The organism is Pseudomonadota bacterium, from assembly GCA_016195085.1.
Taxonomy (GTDB): domain Bacteria; phylum Pseudomonadota; class Alphaproteobacteria; order SHVZ01; family SHVZ01; genus JACQAG01.
This window is the reverse complement of record JACQAG010000030.1, coordinates 26,065-43,263: the sequence shown is the minus strand read 5'-3', so window position 1 is coordinate 43,263 and position 17,199 is coordinate 26,065. Positions and strand designations below refer to the sequence as shown.

The 17,199-nt window shown below is 64.9% G+C and carries 16 protein-coding genes and 1 pseudogene; 9 read left to right on the top strand and 8 right to left on the bottom strand.

The features are described from left to right. Positions 1 to 34 precede the first annotated feature (34 nt). Complete coding sequence (locus HY058_09200) at positions 35 to 457, top strand: acyl-CoA thioesterase (protein ID MBI3497463.1); 423 nt, start codon at positions 35 to 37, stop codon at positions 455 to 457. Positions 458 to 473: 16 nt separating this feature from the next. Here the strand turns inward: HY058_09200 and pcaF are convergent, their stop codons facing one another. After that, the gene (gene pcaF, locus HY058_09195) at positions 474 to 1,679 is read right to left on the bottom strand and encodes a 3-oxoadipyl-CoA thiolase (protein MBI3497462.1); all 1,206 of its coding nucleotides are present in this window, start codon (positions 1,677 to 1,679) and stop codon (positions 474 to 476) included. A gap of 161 nt (positions 1,680 to 1,840) precedes the next feature. Between pcaF and HY058_09190 the strand changes: the two genes are divergently transcribed. The 3 genes and pseudogenes from HY058_09190 (at position 1,841) to HY058_09180 (ending at position 6,295) form a co-directional block, all read left to right on the top strand. Then, positions 1,841 to 2,866, top strand: a complete 1,026-nt coding sequence (locus HY058_09190) for an NAD(P)-dependent oxidoreductase (protein ID MBI3497461.1) — start codon at positions 1,841 to 1,843, stop codon at positions 2,864 to 2,866. 86 nt (positions 2,867 to 2,952) lie between these two features. Next, positions 2,953 to 3,909: pseudogene (locus HY058_09185) on the top strand (lipid A deacylase LpxR family protein). Between the two features lie 16 nt (positions 3,910 to 3,925). Further along, positions 3,926 to 6,295 (top strand): xanthine dehydrogenase family protein molybdopterin-binding subunit, encoded by a 2,370-nt coding sequence (locus HY058_09180; GenBank protein MBI3497460.1) that lies wholly within the window; start codon positions 3,926 to 3,928, stop codon positions 6,293 to 6,295. Positions 6,296 to 6,305: 10 nt separating this feature from the next. On the opposite strand, the gene gcvA is transcribed toward HY058_09180, so the two are convergent. Beyond that, the gene (gene gcvA / locus HY058_09175; GenBank protein ID MBI3497459.1) at positions 6,306 to 7,214 is read right to left on the bottom strand and encodes a transcriptional regulator GcvA; all 909 of its coding nucleotides are present in this window, start codon (positions 7,212 to 7,214) and stop codon (positions 6,306 to 6,308) included. A 323-nt stretch (positions 7,215 to 7,537) separates the two neighbouring features. Between gcvA and HY058_09170 the strand changes: the two genes are divergently transcribed. The 5 genes from HY058_09170 to HY058_09150 all read left to right on the top strand — a co-directional run bounded on the left by HY058_09170 (position 7,538) and on the right by HY058_09150 (position 12,691). Continuing rightward, on the top strand, positions 7,538 to 9,319 hold the full coding sequence (locus HY058_09170) for a thiamine pyrophosphate-binding protein (protein MBI3497458.1): 1,782 nt from the start codon (positions 7,538 to 7,540) through the stop codon (positions 9,317 to 9,319). 54 nt (positions 9,320 to 9,373) lie between these two features. Continuing rightward, positions 9,374 to 10,369, top strand: a complete 996-nt coding sequence (locus tag HY058_09165) for an ABC transporter substrate-binding protein (GenBank protein ID MBI3497457.1) — start codon at positions 9,374 to 9,376, stop codon at positions 10,367 to 10,369. Positions 10,370 to 10,458: 89 nt separating this feature from the next. Next, positions 10,459 to 11,196, top strand: a complete 738-nt coding sequence (locus HY058_09160) for an ABC transporter ATP-binding protein (GenBank protein MBI3497456.1) — start codon at positions 10,459 to 10,461, stop codon at positions 11,194 to 11,196. Then, positions 11,193 to 11,945: an ABC transporter permease subunit gene (locus tag HY058_09155; protein MBI3497455.1), complete on the top strand. Its 753-nt coding sequence runs from the start codon at positions 11,193 to 11,195 to the stop codon at positions 11,943 to 11,945. Before HY058_09160 ends, HY058_09155 begins: the two co-directional genes overlap by 4 nt. A 98-nt stretch (positions 11,946 to 12,043) precedes the next feature. Then, on the top strand, positions 12,044 to 12,691 hold the full coding sequence (locus HY058_09150) for an ABC transporter permease subunit (GenBank protein ID MBI3497454.1): 648 nt from the start codon (positions 12,044 to 12,046) through the stop codon (positions 12,689 to 12,691). A 12-nt stretch (positions 12,692 to 12,703) separates the two neighbouring features. Here HY058_09150 and ureG read toward each other — a convergent pair whose 3' ends face one another. Genes ureG through HY058_09120 form a run of 6 tightly spaced genes read right to left on the bottom strand, consistent with a single transcriptional unit; the run spans position 12,704 to position 17,189 of the window. Beyond that, on the bottom strand, positions 12,704 to 13,330 hold the full coding sequence (gene ureG / locus HY058_09145; protein ID MBI3497453.1) for an urease accessory protein UreG: 627 nt from the start codon (positions 13,328 to 13,330) through the stop codon (positions 12,704 to 12,706). Next, a complete protein-coding gene (locus HY058_09140) occupies positions 13,327 to 14,007 on the bottom strand; it encodes an urease accessory protein UreF (protein ID MBI3497452.1) in 681 nt (226 codons plus the stop codon). The genes ureG and HY058_09140 overlap by 4 nt, the downstream gene beginning before the upstream one ends. Next, positions 13,997 to 14,509: an urease accessory protein UreE gene (locus HY058_09135; protein ID MBI3497451.1), complete on the bottom strand. Its 513-nt coding sequence runs from the start codon at positions 14,507 to 14,509 to the stop codon at positions 13,997 to 13,999. Before HY058_09135 ends, HY058_09140 begins: the two co-directional genes overlap by 11 nt. An 8-nt stretch (positions 14,510 to 14,517) precedes the next feature. Then, the gene (gene ureC / locus HY058_09130) at positions 14,518 to 16,230 is read right to left on the bottom strand and encodes an urease subunit alpha (GenBank protein MBI3497450.1); all 1,713 of its coding nucleotides are present in this window, start codon (positions 16,228 to 16,230) and stop codon (positions 14,518 to 14,520) included. 9 nt (positions 16,231 to 16,239) lie between these two features. Further along, a complete protein-coding gene (locus HY058_09125) occupies positions 16,240 to 16,887 on the bottom strand; it encodes a LysE family translocator (protein MBI3497449.1) in 648 nt (215 codons plus the stop codon). Next, positions 16,884 to 17,189: an urease subunit beta gene (locus HY058_09120; protein MBI3497448.1), complete on the bottom strand. Its 306-nt coding sequence runs from the start codon at positions 17,187 to 17,189 to the stop codon at positions 16,884 to 16,886. Before HY058_09120 ends, HY058_09125 begins: the two co-directional genes overlap by 4 nt. Between the last annotated feature and the right edge of the window lie 10 nt (positions 17,190 to 17,199).

Below are 17,199 nucleotides of genomic sequence, written 5' to 3'. Positions count from 1 at the left end.
CCATGAAATTCTCGATCGGGTGAGGAGCCCTCTGATGCTGACCAACAGCCGCACCGTACGTATCGAGTGGGGAGACTGCGATCCCGCTGGAATCGTGTACTACCCGCGCTACTTCGCCATCTTCGACAACTGCACCCACGCCCTCTTCGAGCGCGCGCTCGGCATGACCAAATATCAGATGACCGAAGCCTATCGCATGATCGGATGCCCGATGGTCGATACCAGCGCCCGCTTTATCGTCCCGTCGCGCTTCGGCGATGATGTCGTCGTCGAGTCCGCGCTCGAGGAATTCCGACGGTCCAGCTTCAATGTCCGCCACCGGTTGCTCAAAGGCGCCGTGCTCGCGGTCGAGGCTTTCGAGACACGGGTCTGGGCCATTCGCGACCCTGCCGATCCCTCGCGCATCAAAGCATCGCCGGTTCCGCAGGACGTGATTGCCGCCTTCAAGCAAACCTGACGGTCGGACCGCCGCCTCACATCCTTTCGATGACCATCGCGATGCCCTGCCCGACGCCAATGCACATCGTCGCCAAGGCGTAGCGCCCGCTGCGCCGGATGAGCTCATTGGCCGCCGTCGTCACCAGACGAGCCCCGCTCATGCCGAGCGGGTGGCCAAGGGCAATCGCCCCGCCATTGGGATTCACGTGCTCGGCATCGTCCGGCAGGCCGAGCTGGCGCAGGCTCGCCAGCGCCTGGCTCGCGAAGGCCTCGTTGAGCTCAATGACATCCATGGCCCCGATCTTGAGGCCCAACCGATCGAGGAGCTTACGCGAGGCCGGCGCCGGACCGATGCCCATGATGCGCGGCGGCACGCCGGCCGTGCCGGCGCCGACCACCCGGGCCCGCGGCGTGAGGCCATGCTCCTTGACAGCACGCTCCGAGGCGACAATCACCGCGGCCGACCCGTCATTGACGCCGGACGCGTTGCCGGCGGTGACCGTGCCATTCTTGCGGAACGGTGCCGGCAGCTTGGCCAACATCTCCATGGTCGTGTCCGGACGCGGATGCTCATCGTCTCGGACAAGCTTCGGCTCGCCCTTCCGCTGCGGGATGGGCACGGGAACGATCTCCTCGGCGAGCCGACCATCCTTCATCGCGCGGCCGGCGCGTTGCTGGCTGCGCAGCGCGAAGGCGTCCTGGTCCTCGCGGGTAACCTGAAACTCCTCCGCTACGTTCTCGGCGGTCTCGGGCATGGCGTCGACGCCATACTGGGCCTTCATCAGCGGGTTCACGAAGCGCCAGCCGATGGTCGTGTCGTAGATCTCGGCACTGCGGCTGAACGCCGCCTCGGCCTTCGGCATGACGAAGGGCGCACGGCTCATGCTCTCGACGCCGCCCGCGACCATCAGCTCCGCCTCGCCCGTCCTGATCGCCCGCGCGCATTGGGCAATCGCCTCCATACCCGAGCCGCAGAGGCGATTGACGGTGGCGCCGGAAACCTCCGTCGGCATGCCGGCCAGAAGCGCCGCCATCCGCGCCACGTTGCGGTTGTCCTCGCCCGCCTGGTTGGCGCAGCCATAGATGACATCGTCCACCTTCGACCAGTCGACCCGGAGATTGCGCGCCATCAATGCCTTGATCGGCAACGCCGCAAGATCGTCGGTTCGGATCGTTGCCAGCGCCCCGGCAAAGCGACCGATGGGGGTCCTGACGGCATCGCAGATGAATGCTTCGGTCATGACGGCTCCTCTGCACACTGGACGTTCGCGGACGCCTCGTTCACTGCACGTTCTCGATCTGGCCGCGGTTCCTGATGGCCGACATCGTAGCGTATTCCTCCGATCGCGTACCATGGGACACTGGCTCGGTTGCGATCGCATGTCCGAGGAGTATTGACCCCATGACGCTCTTGGTCACCGGCGGCAACGGATTCGTCATGAGCAATCTCGCTCGCCATTGGCTCGAAAGCGATACGCAGGCACGATGCGTCATCCTCGATTCATCGCCACCCGATGCGATCGCCCTGCGCTTCTTTCAACCGGTCGCCGATCGGTTGCGGTTCATCGAGGGCGATGTAACAGAGCCTCGAACCTGGGCGCAAACCCTGGCGGCGCATGGGATCACCCATGTGGCACATGGTGCCACCGTGACGCCCATTGCCCGAGGCACCATTACCGAGGCGCGCCGCGAACCCGAGGCCGACGACCCGCGCCGGGTCATCGACGTCAGTGTCATGGGTACCGTGGCGGTGCTGGATTGGGCGCGGCAACGCCAAGGGCTGCAGCGTTTCCTCTATGTGAGCTCGGGCGCGGTCTATCTCGATGACGGCCCGGCAGTCGCCGGCGCGCCGCTGCCGGAGGATGGCTATGTCGGGCCCCGGGCGCTCTATGGCATCTCCAAGCAGGCCTCCGAGCTGATCGTGGCGCGCTATGCCGATCTTTTCCGACTCGACGTCGTATCGGTGCGGCTGCCGTCGATGTTCGGACCGATGGATCGCAAGACTCGCTCGCGCGACTACCAATCCGCCATGCACCGATTGGCGCATTTGGCGGTTGCGGGCAGCCGGCTTCGCGTCAATACCTTGGACGGCGTGGGCGACTATCTGCATGCCGGCGACGCCGCCGTGGCGATGGCGCTCTTGCTTCGAGCCCCCACTTTAAGACACAGGACCTACAATCTTGCTTCCGGCGAAGCGACGCGGACGCGGACCTTGGCCCAGTATGCGAAGGAGAAGGCACCGGGGTTCACCTTTGAGACGGCTCCGGCAGACGAGGCGAACCTGCTGCAGGATGAGCGCCTGACCGGCGGCAAATGGGGTGCCTATGACATCAGCCGGCTCGGGCAAGAGTTTGGCTGGCGTTCACGGCCGCTGCGCGAGGCGCTTCACTCCTATATGGATTGGATAGCAAGCTTCGAAGGCCGATGACGAAGTCCACGACTCCTCGCGACGATCACTGTGCCGCACGGAAGGCTCGCAATTTCCCTTTTCTCGGCGCGCTCCTGCTGGGGTGCATGCTGCAGGGAGCATTCGCGGCCGCGGGCGAGCCGGACGCCAAGCCCGGGGCGATCTGGAGCCTGTCGCTCGAGAACGATCTATTCGCCAATGCCGACCGCCACTACACCAATGGCATTCGGCTGTCCTATCTCGGTGCCGAATCCGACATTCCCGCTTGGATCTCCCAGGCGGCGGACGCGTTTCCGCTCTTCGCCGCGGAGGGCAAGCGTCGCGTCGGGTTCGCCCTCGGCCAAAGCATGTACACGCCCCAAGACATCACTCGAAGGCCCCCTGACCCGACCGATCGGCCGTTTGCCGGATGGCTCTACGGCAGCGCCGGAGTGATTTCGGAGACCGAGACCAGGCTCGATGCCTTGGAATTCGACCTCGGCATCGTCGGACCGGACTCGCTGGCGGACCGCGCGCAGAAGTTCGTTCACGGCATCACCAAGTCTCGCCGTCCGCAGGGCTGGGACTTTCAGCTTCACGACGAGCCTGGCGTCTTGCTGAGCTACCAACGGAAATGGCGCGGCCTCTAAGAGGTGTCCCGCTTCGGCCTCGGGGCCGATTTCACGCCCTATGCCGGCGGCAATGTCGGCAATGTGCTGACCCAGGCAGCCGCGGGCGGAATGCTCCGTGTCGGCTTCGACCTGCCGGCAGATTTCGGGCCGCCGCGCATCCGGCCGAGCCTGACGGGATCAGACTATTTCTTGCCCCAGCGCGATTTCGGCTGGTATCTCTTTGCCGGCGTCGAGGGCCGGGCTATCGCGCGCAACATCTTCCTCGACGGCAATACCTTCCGCGACGGTCCCCATGTCAGCAAGAAGCCCCTGGTCGGCGATCTGCAAATGGGCGTCGCCATGGCCATCGGGGGCACCAGGGTCTCCTATACGCATGTCTTCAACACCAAGGAATTCTATGGTCAGCGCGGCGGCGACACCTTCGGCTCCTTCTCCGTCTCCTTCCTCTTCTGACAGATAGGCAGATCGCATGAACGAAGGCCCCCTGAGCGGCAGTCAACCGCCGAGCGAGTTCGGAATCGGACGGCCGGTTCCGCGGAAGGAGGATTCGACCCTGCTCCGCGGCGAGGGTCGATACACCGACGACATCAGCCTCCCGCATCAAGCCTACGCGGTCATGGTCCGCAGCCGCCATGCCCACGGCACTATCCGCACGATCGACCTGTCGGCCGCCCGTCTCATGCCTGGCGTGCTCGGCGCCTATACCGGTGCCGATCTCGATGCGGCGGGCTTTGGGCAAATGAAATGCGCCGTCGCCTTCACCAATCGCGACGGGACGGCGATGAAGCCGCCATCGCGTCCGGCACTGCCGCGCGGGCGCGTTCGCTTCGTCGGCGAGGCGCTGGCATTCGTCGTCGCCGAGACGGCGGCTGAGGCCAAGGATGCCGCCGAGCTGGTCGAGGCGGAAATCGAAGCGCTCCCGGCCGTGACCGACCCCATTTCCGCGGTGGCTTCGGGAGCGCCGCAGCTCCATGCCGAGGCGACCGGCAATGTCGTTCTCGACTACCACTATGGCGATTCCGCCGCGGTGGAGGCCGCCTTCGCCCGGGCGGCACATGTCACCCGCCTCGATATCGTCAGCAATCGCATTGTCGTGAACGCCATCGAGCCACGCTCGGCCATCGCCCACTTCGACGCGGCCAAGGAGAGGTGGATCCTCTACGTCGGTTGCCAAGGCGTGTTCGGACTGCGTGCTGCCTTGGCGCGCGACATCTTGAATGTGCCGCCGGACCGCGTTCGGGTGCTCACCGGCAATGTCGGCGGCTCCTTCGGAATGAAGGCGCCGGTCTATCCCGAATATGTGTGCCTGCTGCATGCCACGCGCGTCCTTGGGCGTCCGGTCAAATGGACCGACGAGCGTTCCGAGAGCTTTCTGTCGGACCATCACGGTCGCGACCACATCAGAACCGCCGCAATGGCGCTCGACGCCAATGGACGAATTCTGGCCGTACGCCTCGCCGGCTATGGCAATGCCGGGGCCTTCCTCAATCCTCCCCTGCAGGCCACGACCAACGCCGTCAAGAACATCGTCGGCGTCTACGCAACGCCGCTGATCGAGGTCTCCGCCAAGATCGTCTTCACCAACACCACGCCGGTCGGAGCCTATCGCGGCGCCGGCCGGCCCGAGGGCAACTATTACATCGAGCGGCTCATCGACGTCGCCGCCGCCGAGATGGGCATCGATCGAGCCGAGCTGCGCCGCCGAAACCACATCCGCCCCGAGGCCATTCCCCATAAGGCTCCTTCGGGCATGCTCTATGACAGCGGCGAGTTCACCAAGGTCATGGACCGGGCCCTAGAAGCGGCCGATTGGGAGGGCTTCGAGAGGCGCAGGAAGGCGAGCGCTACCCTGGGCAAACTCCGTGGCCGAGGCATCGGCAGCTATCTCGAGGTGACCGGTCCGCCGCAGAAGGAGATGGGAGGGATACGGTTCGAGGCCGACGGCACGGTGACGATGATCACCGGGACTCTCGATTACGGCCAAGGACACGCTTCGGCCTTCGCGCAAGTCCTGGTCGACAGGCTCGCCATACCGTTCGATCGCCTGCGGTTGCTGCAGGGCGACAGCGACGAGCTGCTCGCCGGCGGCGGCACCGGAGGCTCGCGCTCGATGATGGCGAGCGGTCAGGCAATGGTCGAAGCGAGCCGCCGCGTTGTCGACCAAGGTCGGCAGATCGCAGCCTTCGTTTTGGAGGCGGCATCGGCCGATATCGAGTTCCGGCAAGGCCGCTTTCATATCGTCGGCACCGATCGCAGCATCGGCCTCATGGAGCTGGCCGGGCGCCTTCGGACCGGATTGTCGGTACCGAAGGAGCTGCCGCAATCTCTCGATGTCGGGCATGTGCTGGATAGCCCGCCATCGGCCTTTCCCAATGGCTGCCATGTAGCCGAGGTCGAGATCGACCCCGAGACCGGCGTGATCGAGGTGGTCGCCTACTCGATGGTCAACGACTTCGGGACCATCATCAATCCGATGCTGGTCGAGGGGCAAGCTCACGGCGGCATCGCCCAGGGGATCGGCCAGGCCCTGATGGAGCGGACGCATTACGACGAGCAGGGCCAGCCCCTGGCAGGCTCCTATATGGACTATGCGTTGCCCAGAGCGAGCGATCTGCCGTCGTTTCGGTTCGCCAGCCACCCCGTCCCGGCGACGACCAACGCGCTCGGCGTCAAAGGATGCGGCGAGGCCGGGTGCGCCGGAGCGCTCCCAGCGGTGATGAATGCCGCGGTCGATGCGCTATCGGCTTATGGAATAAGCCACATCGACATGCCGGCCACGCCGGAGCGCGTCTGGCGGGCGATCCAGGAGGCGCAGTCCGGCGCGGGCACCCCTCGCTGATCGCCAGTGGCTAGAGAAGCGGATTGGTCCGGCGGGTAAACGAAGCTTCTTCGGCGATCCAAGCATGAAACGCCCGGATCTTTGCATGCGTCTGTCGTTCGCGGGGAAACACCAGAAAATAGGCGACGCGGTTCTGAACTTTGATATCGATCGGATTGACGAGCCGTCCCGATGACAGCTCATCGGAAATGAACGCGGCCTGAGCGAGCGCGATGCCGAGGCCGTCGACCGCACCTTGATAGGTCATGGCCGAATTCTCGAACGTCAATTCCTTTTGCGCCGTGAGGTCGGCGATCCCGGCCGCGGCGAACCATTGGCTCCAATCCGTCGGCCTGCGGATCGAATGGAGGAGGACGTAGCGGCTGACATCGCGCGGCTGGCGGAGCCGACGCCCTCGACCGAGCAGCTTCCTGCTGCAGACCGGTATGAGGACCTCGCCGAACAGGCGATCGCCGGCGAGCTTCCGATCGATGCCCTCGCCATAGGCCACGGCCACATCCACCTCGTCGCGCTCGAAGACGACGGGATCATGCGATGTCGTGACCTGCACGGCTATGTCGGGGTGGAGGGCGTGAAATCGTCCCAGCCGCGGCACCAGCCATCGGATGGCGCAGGTCGGCGGCAGCTTGATGCGCAGCATCCGCTCGTCCGGGGCGGAAGAGAGGTTGGCGGTCGCGCGGGAGATTTGGAGAAACGCGTCACGAACCTCCCGAAGATAGCGTGCGCCCTCGCGCGTGAGCTCGACCTGTCGGTGCAGCCGCAGGAAAAGCTTCACGCCGAGCGCTTCCTCAAGCTTGAGGATGTGGCGGCTGATCGCCCCTTGGGTCACGAATAATTCGTCCGCCGCCGCCTTGAAGCTGACATGCCGGGCCGCGGCTTCAAAGGCGCGGAGTGCGTTCAAGGGCGGCAGACGCAGCATTCGAGCATCCCTATGAATGACTTTTGATCAAGCGAAACGGAATAAAACTGCCTCGTCAACCGCTTTCTGATGACCTTGAATGGGCTAATTAAGTCACGCGGGACCGGTCGTCCGAACGCAAGGGTTGAAGACCGGATCCGCGGGGAGAAGGGGCCGGGCCGTAGAAGCCCGCCAAGGGGAGCCGATGCAAGGCGCAATACGCAAGGACCTGCCGTTGACGCTGCGGTCTCGGCGCGGCGCCGCGCGCAATCGCGCGCTGCGGCGCGAAATCGACCGCCGCATCTTGGCGCGCACGATGGTCACTCTCGGCGAGAAAGCTCATCATGGCCCCCGCCGCTCACATGGATAAGGCGATCCCCAACGCACGGCTTTGGGGCAGCGATCCCATTGCCGGCCTGCTTAGAACCCTGGATATCGAATTCATCGCGCTGACGCCCGGCGCCAGCTTCCGAGGCCTGCACGACAGCCTGGTCAACTATCTCGGAAACACCCGCCCCGAGCTGCTGCTCTGCCTGCATGAGGAGCATTCGGTCGCCATCGCCCATGGTTACGCCAAAGTCCGTGGCCGCCCGATGGCGGTGGCGCTCCACAGCAATGTCGGCCTGATGCATGCAACCATGGCGATCTTCAATGCCTGGTGCGATCGCGTGCCTATCCTGATGCTGGGCGCGGTCGGTCCCATGGATGCGGTCCAGCGTCGACCTTGGATCGACTGGATTCATACGGCGCGCGACCTTGGCGCTTTGGTGCGCGGCTACACCAAATGGGACGATCAGCCCAGCTCCGTGCCTGCCGCGCTCGAATCCGTCCTTCGCGCCCATCAGATTGCGATGACCGCCCCGAACGGCCCGGTGTTCGTTTGCCTCGATGCCGGCCTGCAGGAGCAGGAGATCGACGCGACACAGGCCCCGCCTGGAGTCGCCCGGTTCCAGGCTCCCCAGCCGGCCGATCCGCCTGCAGAAGCCGTTAGCGAGGCCGCCAAGATGTTGGCTGAGGCCAAGAGCCCGTTGATCTTGATCGGACGTGTCTCCAGCGCTCCGGAAGATTGGCATCGCCGCGTGCAGCTCGCCGAGCGCCTCGATGCGCCGGTGGTCACGGACATCAAGACCGGCGCAAGCTTTCCAACGATGCACCCCTTGCATCCGTTTCCTCCGGGCCTCTACATCAGCAACGAGGCGGGAACGCTCATCAAGGACGCCGACGTCATCCTCAGCCTCGATTGGATCGACCTCGGCGGCACCTTGCGGCAAGCATGCGGAGGCACCTGGCCGGTTGCGGCCGTCATCCAGTGCTCGCTCGATCAATACGTCCACAATGGCTGGAGCATGGACTACCAGGCATTGCCGCCGGCGGAGATTACCATGCTGGCCTCGCCCGACAGGCTGGTGCGCAAGCTGCTCGAGGCGATCCCGTCATCTTCCTCTCCGAAGCGCAAGCCGCCGACCAGAGCACCGGCAGCCGTCGATACCGGACCGGCGATGCGCGAAGGACGGATTTCGATCGAGGTGATGGCGGAAGCGACAACCTCGGCGCTTGCCGGCCACAGCCCTTCCTATATTCGCCTGCCGATCGGCTGGCCCGGGGAGCATTGCCGCTTCTCGCACCCGCTCGATTATATCGGCTACGACGGCGGCGGCGGCATCGGCTCGGGTCCGGGAATGGCGGTGGGCGCAGCGCTGGCGCTCCGCGGAACCGGCCGTCTTCCCGTCGCCATCATCGGCGATGGCGACTATCTCATGGGGCTCACCGCGATTTGGACCGGCGTCCATCACAAGGTGCCCGTCCTGATCATCGTCTCCAACAATCAGAGCTTCTTCAACGACGAGCTGCACCAGGAACGCGTCGCCCGCATGCGCCAGCGTCCCGTCGAAAACCGATGGATCGGGCTCCGGATGAGCGATCCGCCGCTCAATCTCGCGGTTCTGGCTGAGGGGCAGGGAGCCGTCGGCCTGGGGCCGGTGACAACGCCATCCCAGCTCAAATCCACCCTGGCCGCCGCCATCGACAAGGTTCGCCAGGGCGCAACCTGCGTGGTGGATGTGCATGTCGCTCCGGAGTACGCTCGCGCCACCTCGACCGCACTGCTGCGCCAGATCCCCTCGTGAGACTGACCGCAGCGGGCCGCCACGGAGCCAGATTTTGCCGGATGGGAGGTAAGGATGCAGTCGCACCGATTTGGCTTTGTCGGCCTCGTCGCCGGGCTTTTGTTCAGCGCCGCTCCGTTCACGGAGCTCAAGGCCGATGAAATCGCCGTCGGCAACTACGGCATCGCCGCGAACGGCATGCCCTTCGCCGTCGCAATGGCAAAGGGCTACTTCAAGGAAGAGGGCGCCAACGTCACCGGCATCATCTCCTCGCAGGGCGGCGGCACATCATTGCGCAACATGCTGGCGGGCGGCGTCGCCTATGGCGAGGTCAATCCCGGTGTCGTTACCGTCGCCATTCGCGAAGGTGCCGATATCAAGATCATCAGCGACAACGTGCTGACTGTCGCCGAGTTCGTGTGGGCGGTGAAGCCGGACTCTCCCATCAAGTCGGCCAAAGACTTCAAGGGCAAGAAGATCGGCTACACCAATCCCCGCTCGACCAGCCAGGCGCTTGCCATCCTCCTTCTGCAATCCGCCGGCTACAAACCCGACGAGGCGGAGCTGGTGAAGACCGGCGGCTTCGGCGAAGGCGTGGCGGCGCTGGACGCCGGCCTCATCGACGTGGCGCCGATGGCCGAACCGGTGTGGTCGAAGTTCAAGTCGAAATATCGTGCCGTGGTGACGGCGACCGAGGTCCTGCCACCCCTCGACAATGTCGTCGGCGTGACGACGTCGGCCGCGGCCGCGACTAGGGGCGACTTCATTCGCGCCGTGATCCGGGCGCGCCGGCGGGCCGTCCAGTTCATGTACGCCAATCCCGACGAGGCCGGCGACATCGTCGCCAAGGCCTATGATCTCGAGCCCAGCGTCGCACGCAGCGCGATCAGGAATCTCGTATCCGCCAAGACGCAAGGCGTGCCCTATTGGGGCGAGGGCCAAATCAACCTCGAGGGGATGAAGCGGATGGTCGACGTGCAGAAGATGGTGGGCGCCATCGAAGGCGAGATCGACCTCATGAAGATGATCGACACGCAGTTCCTGCCGGACGACTTGAAGGCCGTGAAGTAAGGCACAGCCGGGGTCCGCGCGTGGCGAAGGTTCACGTATCGCTGCGGGCGGTCACCAAGGTCTTTGCCAGCCCCGGCGGCGGCCGGCAGGTGCACGCCTTGGGCCCAATCGATCTCGACCTCTACCAAGGCGAATTCTTCGCTCTCGTCGGCCCATCGGGTTGCGGCAAGTCGACCCTGCTCGAGCTCGTCGCCGGCCTGGCTCAAGCGACCCAGGGCGCAATCGAGTTCGAAGGGCATTCGATCCAAGGACAGATCGCCGATGGGGTCGGCGTGGTGTTCCAGGAGGACGCCTGCTTTCCCTGGCTTTCCGTTGCCCAAAACGTCGCCTTCGGGCTCCGCAAGAGGGACCTCCCGTCGGCGGAGCGAGATCGGCACGTATCGGAGGTCCTCGACATGATGGGCCTTTCCGATTTCGCCCGCAGCTATCCCGCGCAATTGTCGGGAGGCATGCGACAGCGCGTTTGCATCGCCCGCACATTGGTGATGGAACCGCGGCTTATTCTTCTCGACGAGCCCTTCGGCGCGCTTGATCAGCAGACAAGGCTGTTGATGGGCGAGGAGGTGCTGCGGCTCTGGCGCCAGACGGGAGCCACCGTACTGCTCATCACCCATGCGCTCGACGAGGCGGCGATGCTCGCCGACCGGATCGCCGTCATGTCCGCCCGGCCCGGCCGTCTCATCGATGTCGTCGAGACCGGATGGCCGCGTGAGCGCGATAGCCGCCTCATCGAGCAAGAAGCGTTCAGCACCATCACCAGCCGGCTGTGGAAGAACTTGCGGCAAGAATCCCTGAAGACGATCGGTCGCTCTCCGGGCGATCCGTGACCAAGGTCGGCTTCTTGCGCCTGCTGACGATTGTCGGAGCGATACTCCTGCTGGAAGGACTCTGCGTCGCCGGCGTTATTGACCGCATAACCATGCAGCCGCCGCACGAGATCGTGTTCGATTTCGGTCGGATCCTGGCGTCGGGTAAATTGAACGCCGCGATCGCCAAGACGCTCACCAATGCGGCAATCGCCCTCGGCCTTGCTTTGGCGGTCGGTATCGCGACAGGGGTTGTCCTGCACGGCTACAAGCCCGTCAGGGACATGCTCGACCCGCTGTTTGCGACCTACTACGCCATCCCGGTCTTCGCGTTCTACCCGCTGCTCATCATTCTGATGGGCCTCGGCGACGCCCCGCAGATCATGATCGGGTTCATGCTGGGCATTGTCGCCGTGATCGTGAATACCCTCAACGGGCTCGACCGCGTGCCTCGCGTGCTCAAGAAGACCGCCGCCGTTCACCGTCTGGGTGCGATGGAGACAGCGTTCAAGATCACCCTTCCCTATGCGGCACCCTATCTCTTGACCGGCGCCAAGTTCGCGGTCGCCTACTCTCTCATCGGCATCATCGGAGCGGAATTCATCATGTCCCGCGGGGGCATCGGTTACGAGATCAGCTTTGCCTTCACCAACTTCGACAATCGCACCATGTATCCGCTGATTCTGCTGATCTTGCTGGTCTCAATGGCCGTCAATGGCGCGCTGTCGCGGGTGGAGTCGGTGCTGTTGGCCCGCAGGGGGCTCAGGTGATCGACGAGCGCTGGAGGTCGCTCCACAATATCCTGTTCCTTCTCGTCAGCCTCGTCCTTGCTTGGCAGCTGCTCTATTGGTTCGTCGGCGATATCGCCATGCGCTCGCCTCTGGAAACGATTCGCTTCACCCAGCGCCTGGTGTCGACGGATTCATTCTGGCCGCACCTGTCCGAGTCCCTCCGCGCCTTCTCTGCGGCGCTCGCAATTGCCGTCGGCCTGGGCTTGGCCATTGGGTTCTGGCTTGGCTTCTCTCGCCTCGCCGGCGACGTGCTCGAGCCGATGCTGGTCGCCCTCTATTCGATTCCCAAGATAACCCTCTACCCGATCGTGCTGCTGGCGTTCGGCCTGGGCATGCCGGCGAAGATCGCCTTCGGCGCGATTCACGGCATCATCCCGATCGCGCTCTTCACCATAAACGCCGTCCGCAACGTCAAGCCGATCCTGATCAAGACCGGCCGCGTCTTTGCCTTGAGCCGCTCTGAAATGGTCGCCTCGGTGCTCTTTCCGGCCGCCGCTCCCGAGATCTTCACCGGATTTCGGGTCGGGTTCTCGCTAACGCTGATCGGAACACTGCTGGGCGAGATGTTTGCCGCGCAGCGCGGGCTTGGCTATCTCCTGATGACCGCCATCGGGCTGCACAATGTCGACGTGATCATGTCGGTGACATTCCTCTTGGTTCTGGGCGCGGCCAGCGTGAGCAGCTTGCTGCTGGCGATCGACCGGCGATTGCACAGATCGGCGTAGGGCCTGGAAGATCTAGGCGACGGCCCGCAAGCCGCCAATGTCGCGGATGAAATGGGCGATTTCCGTCACGCCGCGGTTCTCCTTGAGGTTCGTGAACAGGAACGGACGGCTGCCGCGCATCTTACGGGCATCCCGGTCCATCACCTCCAGGCTGGCTCCGACGATCGGTGCCAGATCGATCTTGTTGATCACCAAGAGGTCGGAGCGGGTAATGCCGGGCCCGCCCTTTCGCGGGATCTTGTCGCCCGCCGACACGTCGATCACGTAGATCGTCAGATCCGCGAGCTCCGGCGAGAAGGTCGCTGCCAGATTGTCGCCGCCGGATTCGATGAAGACGATATCAAGCTTGGGAAACTGCCGCGACATGTCCGTGACCGCCGCCAGATTGATCGAGGCGTCCTCGCGGATCGCGGTATGGGGGCAGCCGCCGGTCTCGACGCCGACGATCCGCTCGGCTGGCAGCGCGCCCGAGCGGACCAGGAACTCGGCGTCCTCCTTGGTGTAGATGTCGTTGGTCACCACGGCGATCTCGTAGCGATCGCGCAAATGCTTGCATAGTCGGTCGACGAGCGCCGTCTTGCCGGAGCCGACCGGGCCGCCGACGCCCACGCGCAATGGTCCACGAGGTGATGGGTTCATGATCGGAAGAGCCTCGAATATTGCACTTCGTGGCGCATCGAGCACCAGTCGACCATCGGCGCCGCGGTGCCGATTTGACCGAGATCGCTACCGAGCGCGGCATTCACCGCCGCCGCCACATCCGCCTCCAGGACGGCAATGGCCGCCTGTCCGTCCGATTGTCCCAGCGGAATCAGGCGAACGCCGGCGGAGACCAGATTGGCAGCAAACGCCGCCAAATAAGCGGTCAGTGCCGGTTGCAGCGGCAACCCGTGGCAGGCGGCCGCGAGAGCGACTGCGACCGGAAGCGTGATCGTTTCATAGCGCCGCACGAGCGTTTCAAGCTTGGGCACCGGCCACGCCGTCCCGGTGATCGTCAGGAAGGCGGAACCCTGCGCCCTGCTCTCGAGCGCGAGCTCGGCGGTGCCCCGCCACGCGGCGGCGAACTCCACCACCGTGTCGAGCGCGCTGAGATCGCCGGCTGCCACGGCGCGCCACGCCGCTACGAACATCGCACCATCGACCCGGCCTCCGCCTCGACTGAGGATCCCGCCCACCCAGGCAACGAGGTCGGATCGACCGGTCACCAGGCCGGCATCCACTGCCGCTTCGATTCCGTGGCTGTAGCTGTAGGCGCCCGTCGGATAGGCCGGGGACAGCCAAGCCAGCAGCCGATAGAGTGCCGCTTCACTCGCCATGGTGGTGATGGTGGTGATCGGACCCATCGCCGTGCTCATGGCGGTGCGGATGGCGATGATCGTGGTTGTGCTGGCCGTAGGCGCCGCCTTCCGGATTGAAGGGCGCCTGGATCGGCCGCACCTCGGCGCCAAGACGGCGCAGCATGTCCACGATCACGTGATCGTCGCGGATGAGGATGCGGCCTTCGGCGATATCCGCCGGCAGATGGCGATTGCCGAGATGCCAGGCCAGGCGCGCCAGCGCGGCCGATGATGAAGCGGTGATCTCGACCAAAGCCTCCGCGGCGGAGCCGACCGCGACGTATCCGCCACCCTGGAGCTTGAGCCCATCTCCCTGACGAAGCACCGTTGCCTCGGGCAGGTCCAAGAGGAACTCCAATCCCCCGTCGCAAGCATAGCGCCGCCGGCGACGATGCCGTTCATCATAATCGAGCGTGATGCTGTCGATCTGCTCGGCGGAGGGCCAGGTGCCGGCCGCCATGACCTGGGTCGCTCGACGCATGCCTCGCCTCAGAAAAGAAAGTAGCGCTGTGCCATGGGCAGAATCTTAGCCGGCTCGCAGCTCAGCAAAGCGCCGTCGGCGCGAACCTCATAGGTCTCCGGATCGACCTCGATGCGCGGCGTCGCGGCATTGTGGATCATGGACCGTTTGCCGATGCCGCCGCGGGTATTTTTGACGGCGAGAGCCGGGCGGCCCACCTGGAGGCGGCGGGTCACATCGGCCGCAATTGCAGCGGCGGAGGTGAACAATACCGCGCTCTCGATGCGGTTGCGACCGAAGCCGGCGAACATCAGCCGGTAGTGCTGGGGCTGCGGCGTCGGGATCGAGGCGTTGGGATCGCCCATTGGTGCCGCGGCGATCGAGCCGCATTTCAGCACCAGATCCGGCTTCACCCCGAAGAAGGCCGGCGACCAGATCACCAGATCGGCCAGCTTGCCCACCTCGATCGAGCCGACATGGCTGGAGAGCCCTTGGGCGATCGCCGGATTGATGGTGTATTTGGCGATGTAGCGGCGCACCCGGAAGTTGTCGTTGTCGCCACGGTCCTCGGCCAGCGGGCCGCGCTGGCGCTTCATCTTGTCGGCGGTCTGCCAGGTCCGGATGATCACCTCGCCGACGCGGCCCATGGCCTGGCTGTCGGACGACATCATCGACATGGCGCCGAGGTCATGAAGAACGTCCTCGGCGGCGATCGTCTCCTTGCGGATGCGGCTTTCGGCGAAGGCCACATCTTCGGGAATGCGCGGGTCGAGGTGATGGCAGACCATGAGCATGTCCAAATGCTCATCCAGCGTGTTTACGGTGTAGGGCCGCGTCGGATTGGTCGAGGACGGCAGCACATTGGCTTCGCCGCAGAGGCGAATGATGTCCGGCGCATGGCCGCCGCCCGCACCTTCGGTATGAAGAGCGTGAATGGTGCGCCCCTTGAAGGCGGCGATGGTGTCTTCGACGAAGCCCGACTCGTTCAGCGTATCGGTGTGGATCGAGACCTGGACGTCGTGGCTGTCGCCCACGGCAAGACAGGCATCGATCGCGGCCGGCGTGGTCCCCCAATCCTCATGCAGCTTCATGCCGCACGCCCCCGCCTCGATCTGCTCGATGAGCGCCTGCGGCTGCGAGGCATTGCCTTTGCCGAAGAAGCCGAGATTCATGGGAAACGCCTCGGCAGCTTGCAGCATCCGTCCGATATGCCAGGGTCCGGGTGTGCATGTGGTCGCCGCCGTTCCCGCCGCCGGTCCGGTGCCGCCGCCCAGCATGGTCGTGACTCCGGAGTAAAGCGCCTCCTCGATCTGCTGCGGCGAGATGAAATGGATGTGGCTGTCGACGCCGCCCGCTGTCACGATCTTGCCCTCGCCCGCGATCACCTCGGTGCCGGGGCCGATGACGATGTCGATGCCGGGCTGAATATCGGGGTTGCCGGCCTTGCCGATCGTGGCAATGCGGCCGTCCTTGAGGCCGATATCGGCCTTGACGATCCCCCAATGGTCGAGGATGAGCGCGTTGGTGATGACGGTATCCACCGCACCTTCGGCGCGCGAACGCTGGCTCTGGCCCATGCCGTCGCGGATCACCTTGCCGCCGCCGAACTTCACCTCCTCGCCGTAGAGGGTCCGATCCGCCTCCACCTCCACGAACAGCTCCGTGTCGGCGAGGCGCACCTTGTCCCCCACGGTCGGACCGAACATGTCAGCATAGGCACGGCGCGACAGAAAATGGGCCATGGTTGGCTCCTAGCGCCGCTGCAGGCTCGTGGCCGCGACCGAGCCGGCGGCACCGAGCAGGGCACAGCCGCTCAAGGCATCGAGGATGCGGCGACCGCGGCCGCTGAAGGCGAGCGCGCGCGCCTTCGAGGCCATCGCCGAGTAGGCCAGCAGCACGGGGTATTCCCAGGCGATGGCGAGGAAGCCAAGGACGACGATTCGCGCCGAGGCGCCATCGGCGCTGCCGACGAAGGCCGGCAGCAAGGCGCAGAAGGTCAGCACGGATTTCGGGTTGGCGCCCTGCAGCAGGAAGCTTTGGCGAAACAGCTGCGACGGCCTGGCGGCCGGGCCCCGGGTCACGCCGGCCCTATCGGCGCTGCACGCGCTCCTGAGGGCGCGGATGCCGAGCCAGGCGAGATAGGCCATGCCCACCCATTTCACCGCCTCAAAAAGCTGGGGGACCGCCAGCACCAGAGCACCCAACCCCAAGGCTGCCAACATGCAATACATGCCGTTGGCGGCGAGGATGCCAAGCACGCTGGCCTGTGCCGGCCGCCAGCCATTGACCATCGAATGGCCGACCACCTGCATGACGGCGGGACCAGGCGTGATATTCAGCAGGAAACTAGTCGTCGCGAACGCGGCGAGCGAGGTCGGATCCATCCCTGCGATGCTCATAGGCGCCCCATCACCTTACCGTTGAAGCCGTAGACCATCCGCGCCCCCGCATAAGCGACGAGCTTGACTCGCCGGGTCTGTCCCGGCTCGAAGCGCACCGCTGTTCCCGCGGGGATATCGAGACGAAAGCCGCGGGCGCGGTCCCGATCGAAGCGTAGGGCGCTGTTGGTCTCGAAAAAGTGATAATGGCTGCCGACCTGGATCGGCCGGTCCCCGGTGTTCGCCACCTCGATCTCGATCGCCGAACGCCCAGCATTGATCTCGATCTCGCCGTCGCGCGCAATCACTTCGCCAGGAATCATGCTCTTGTCC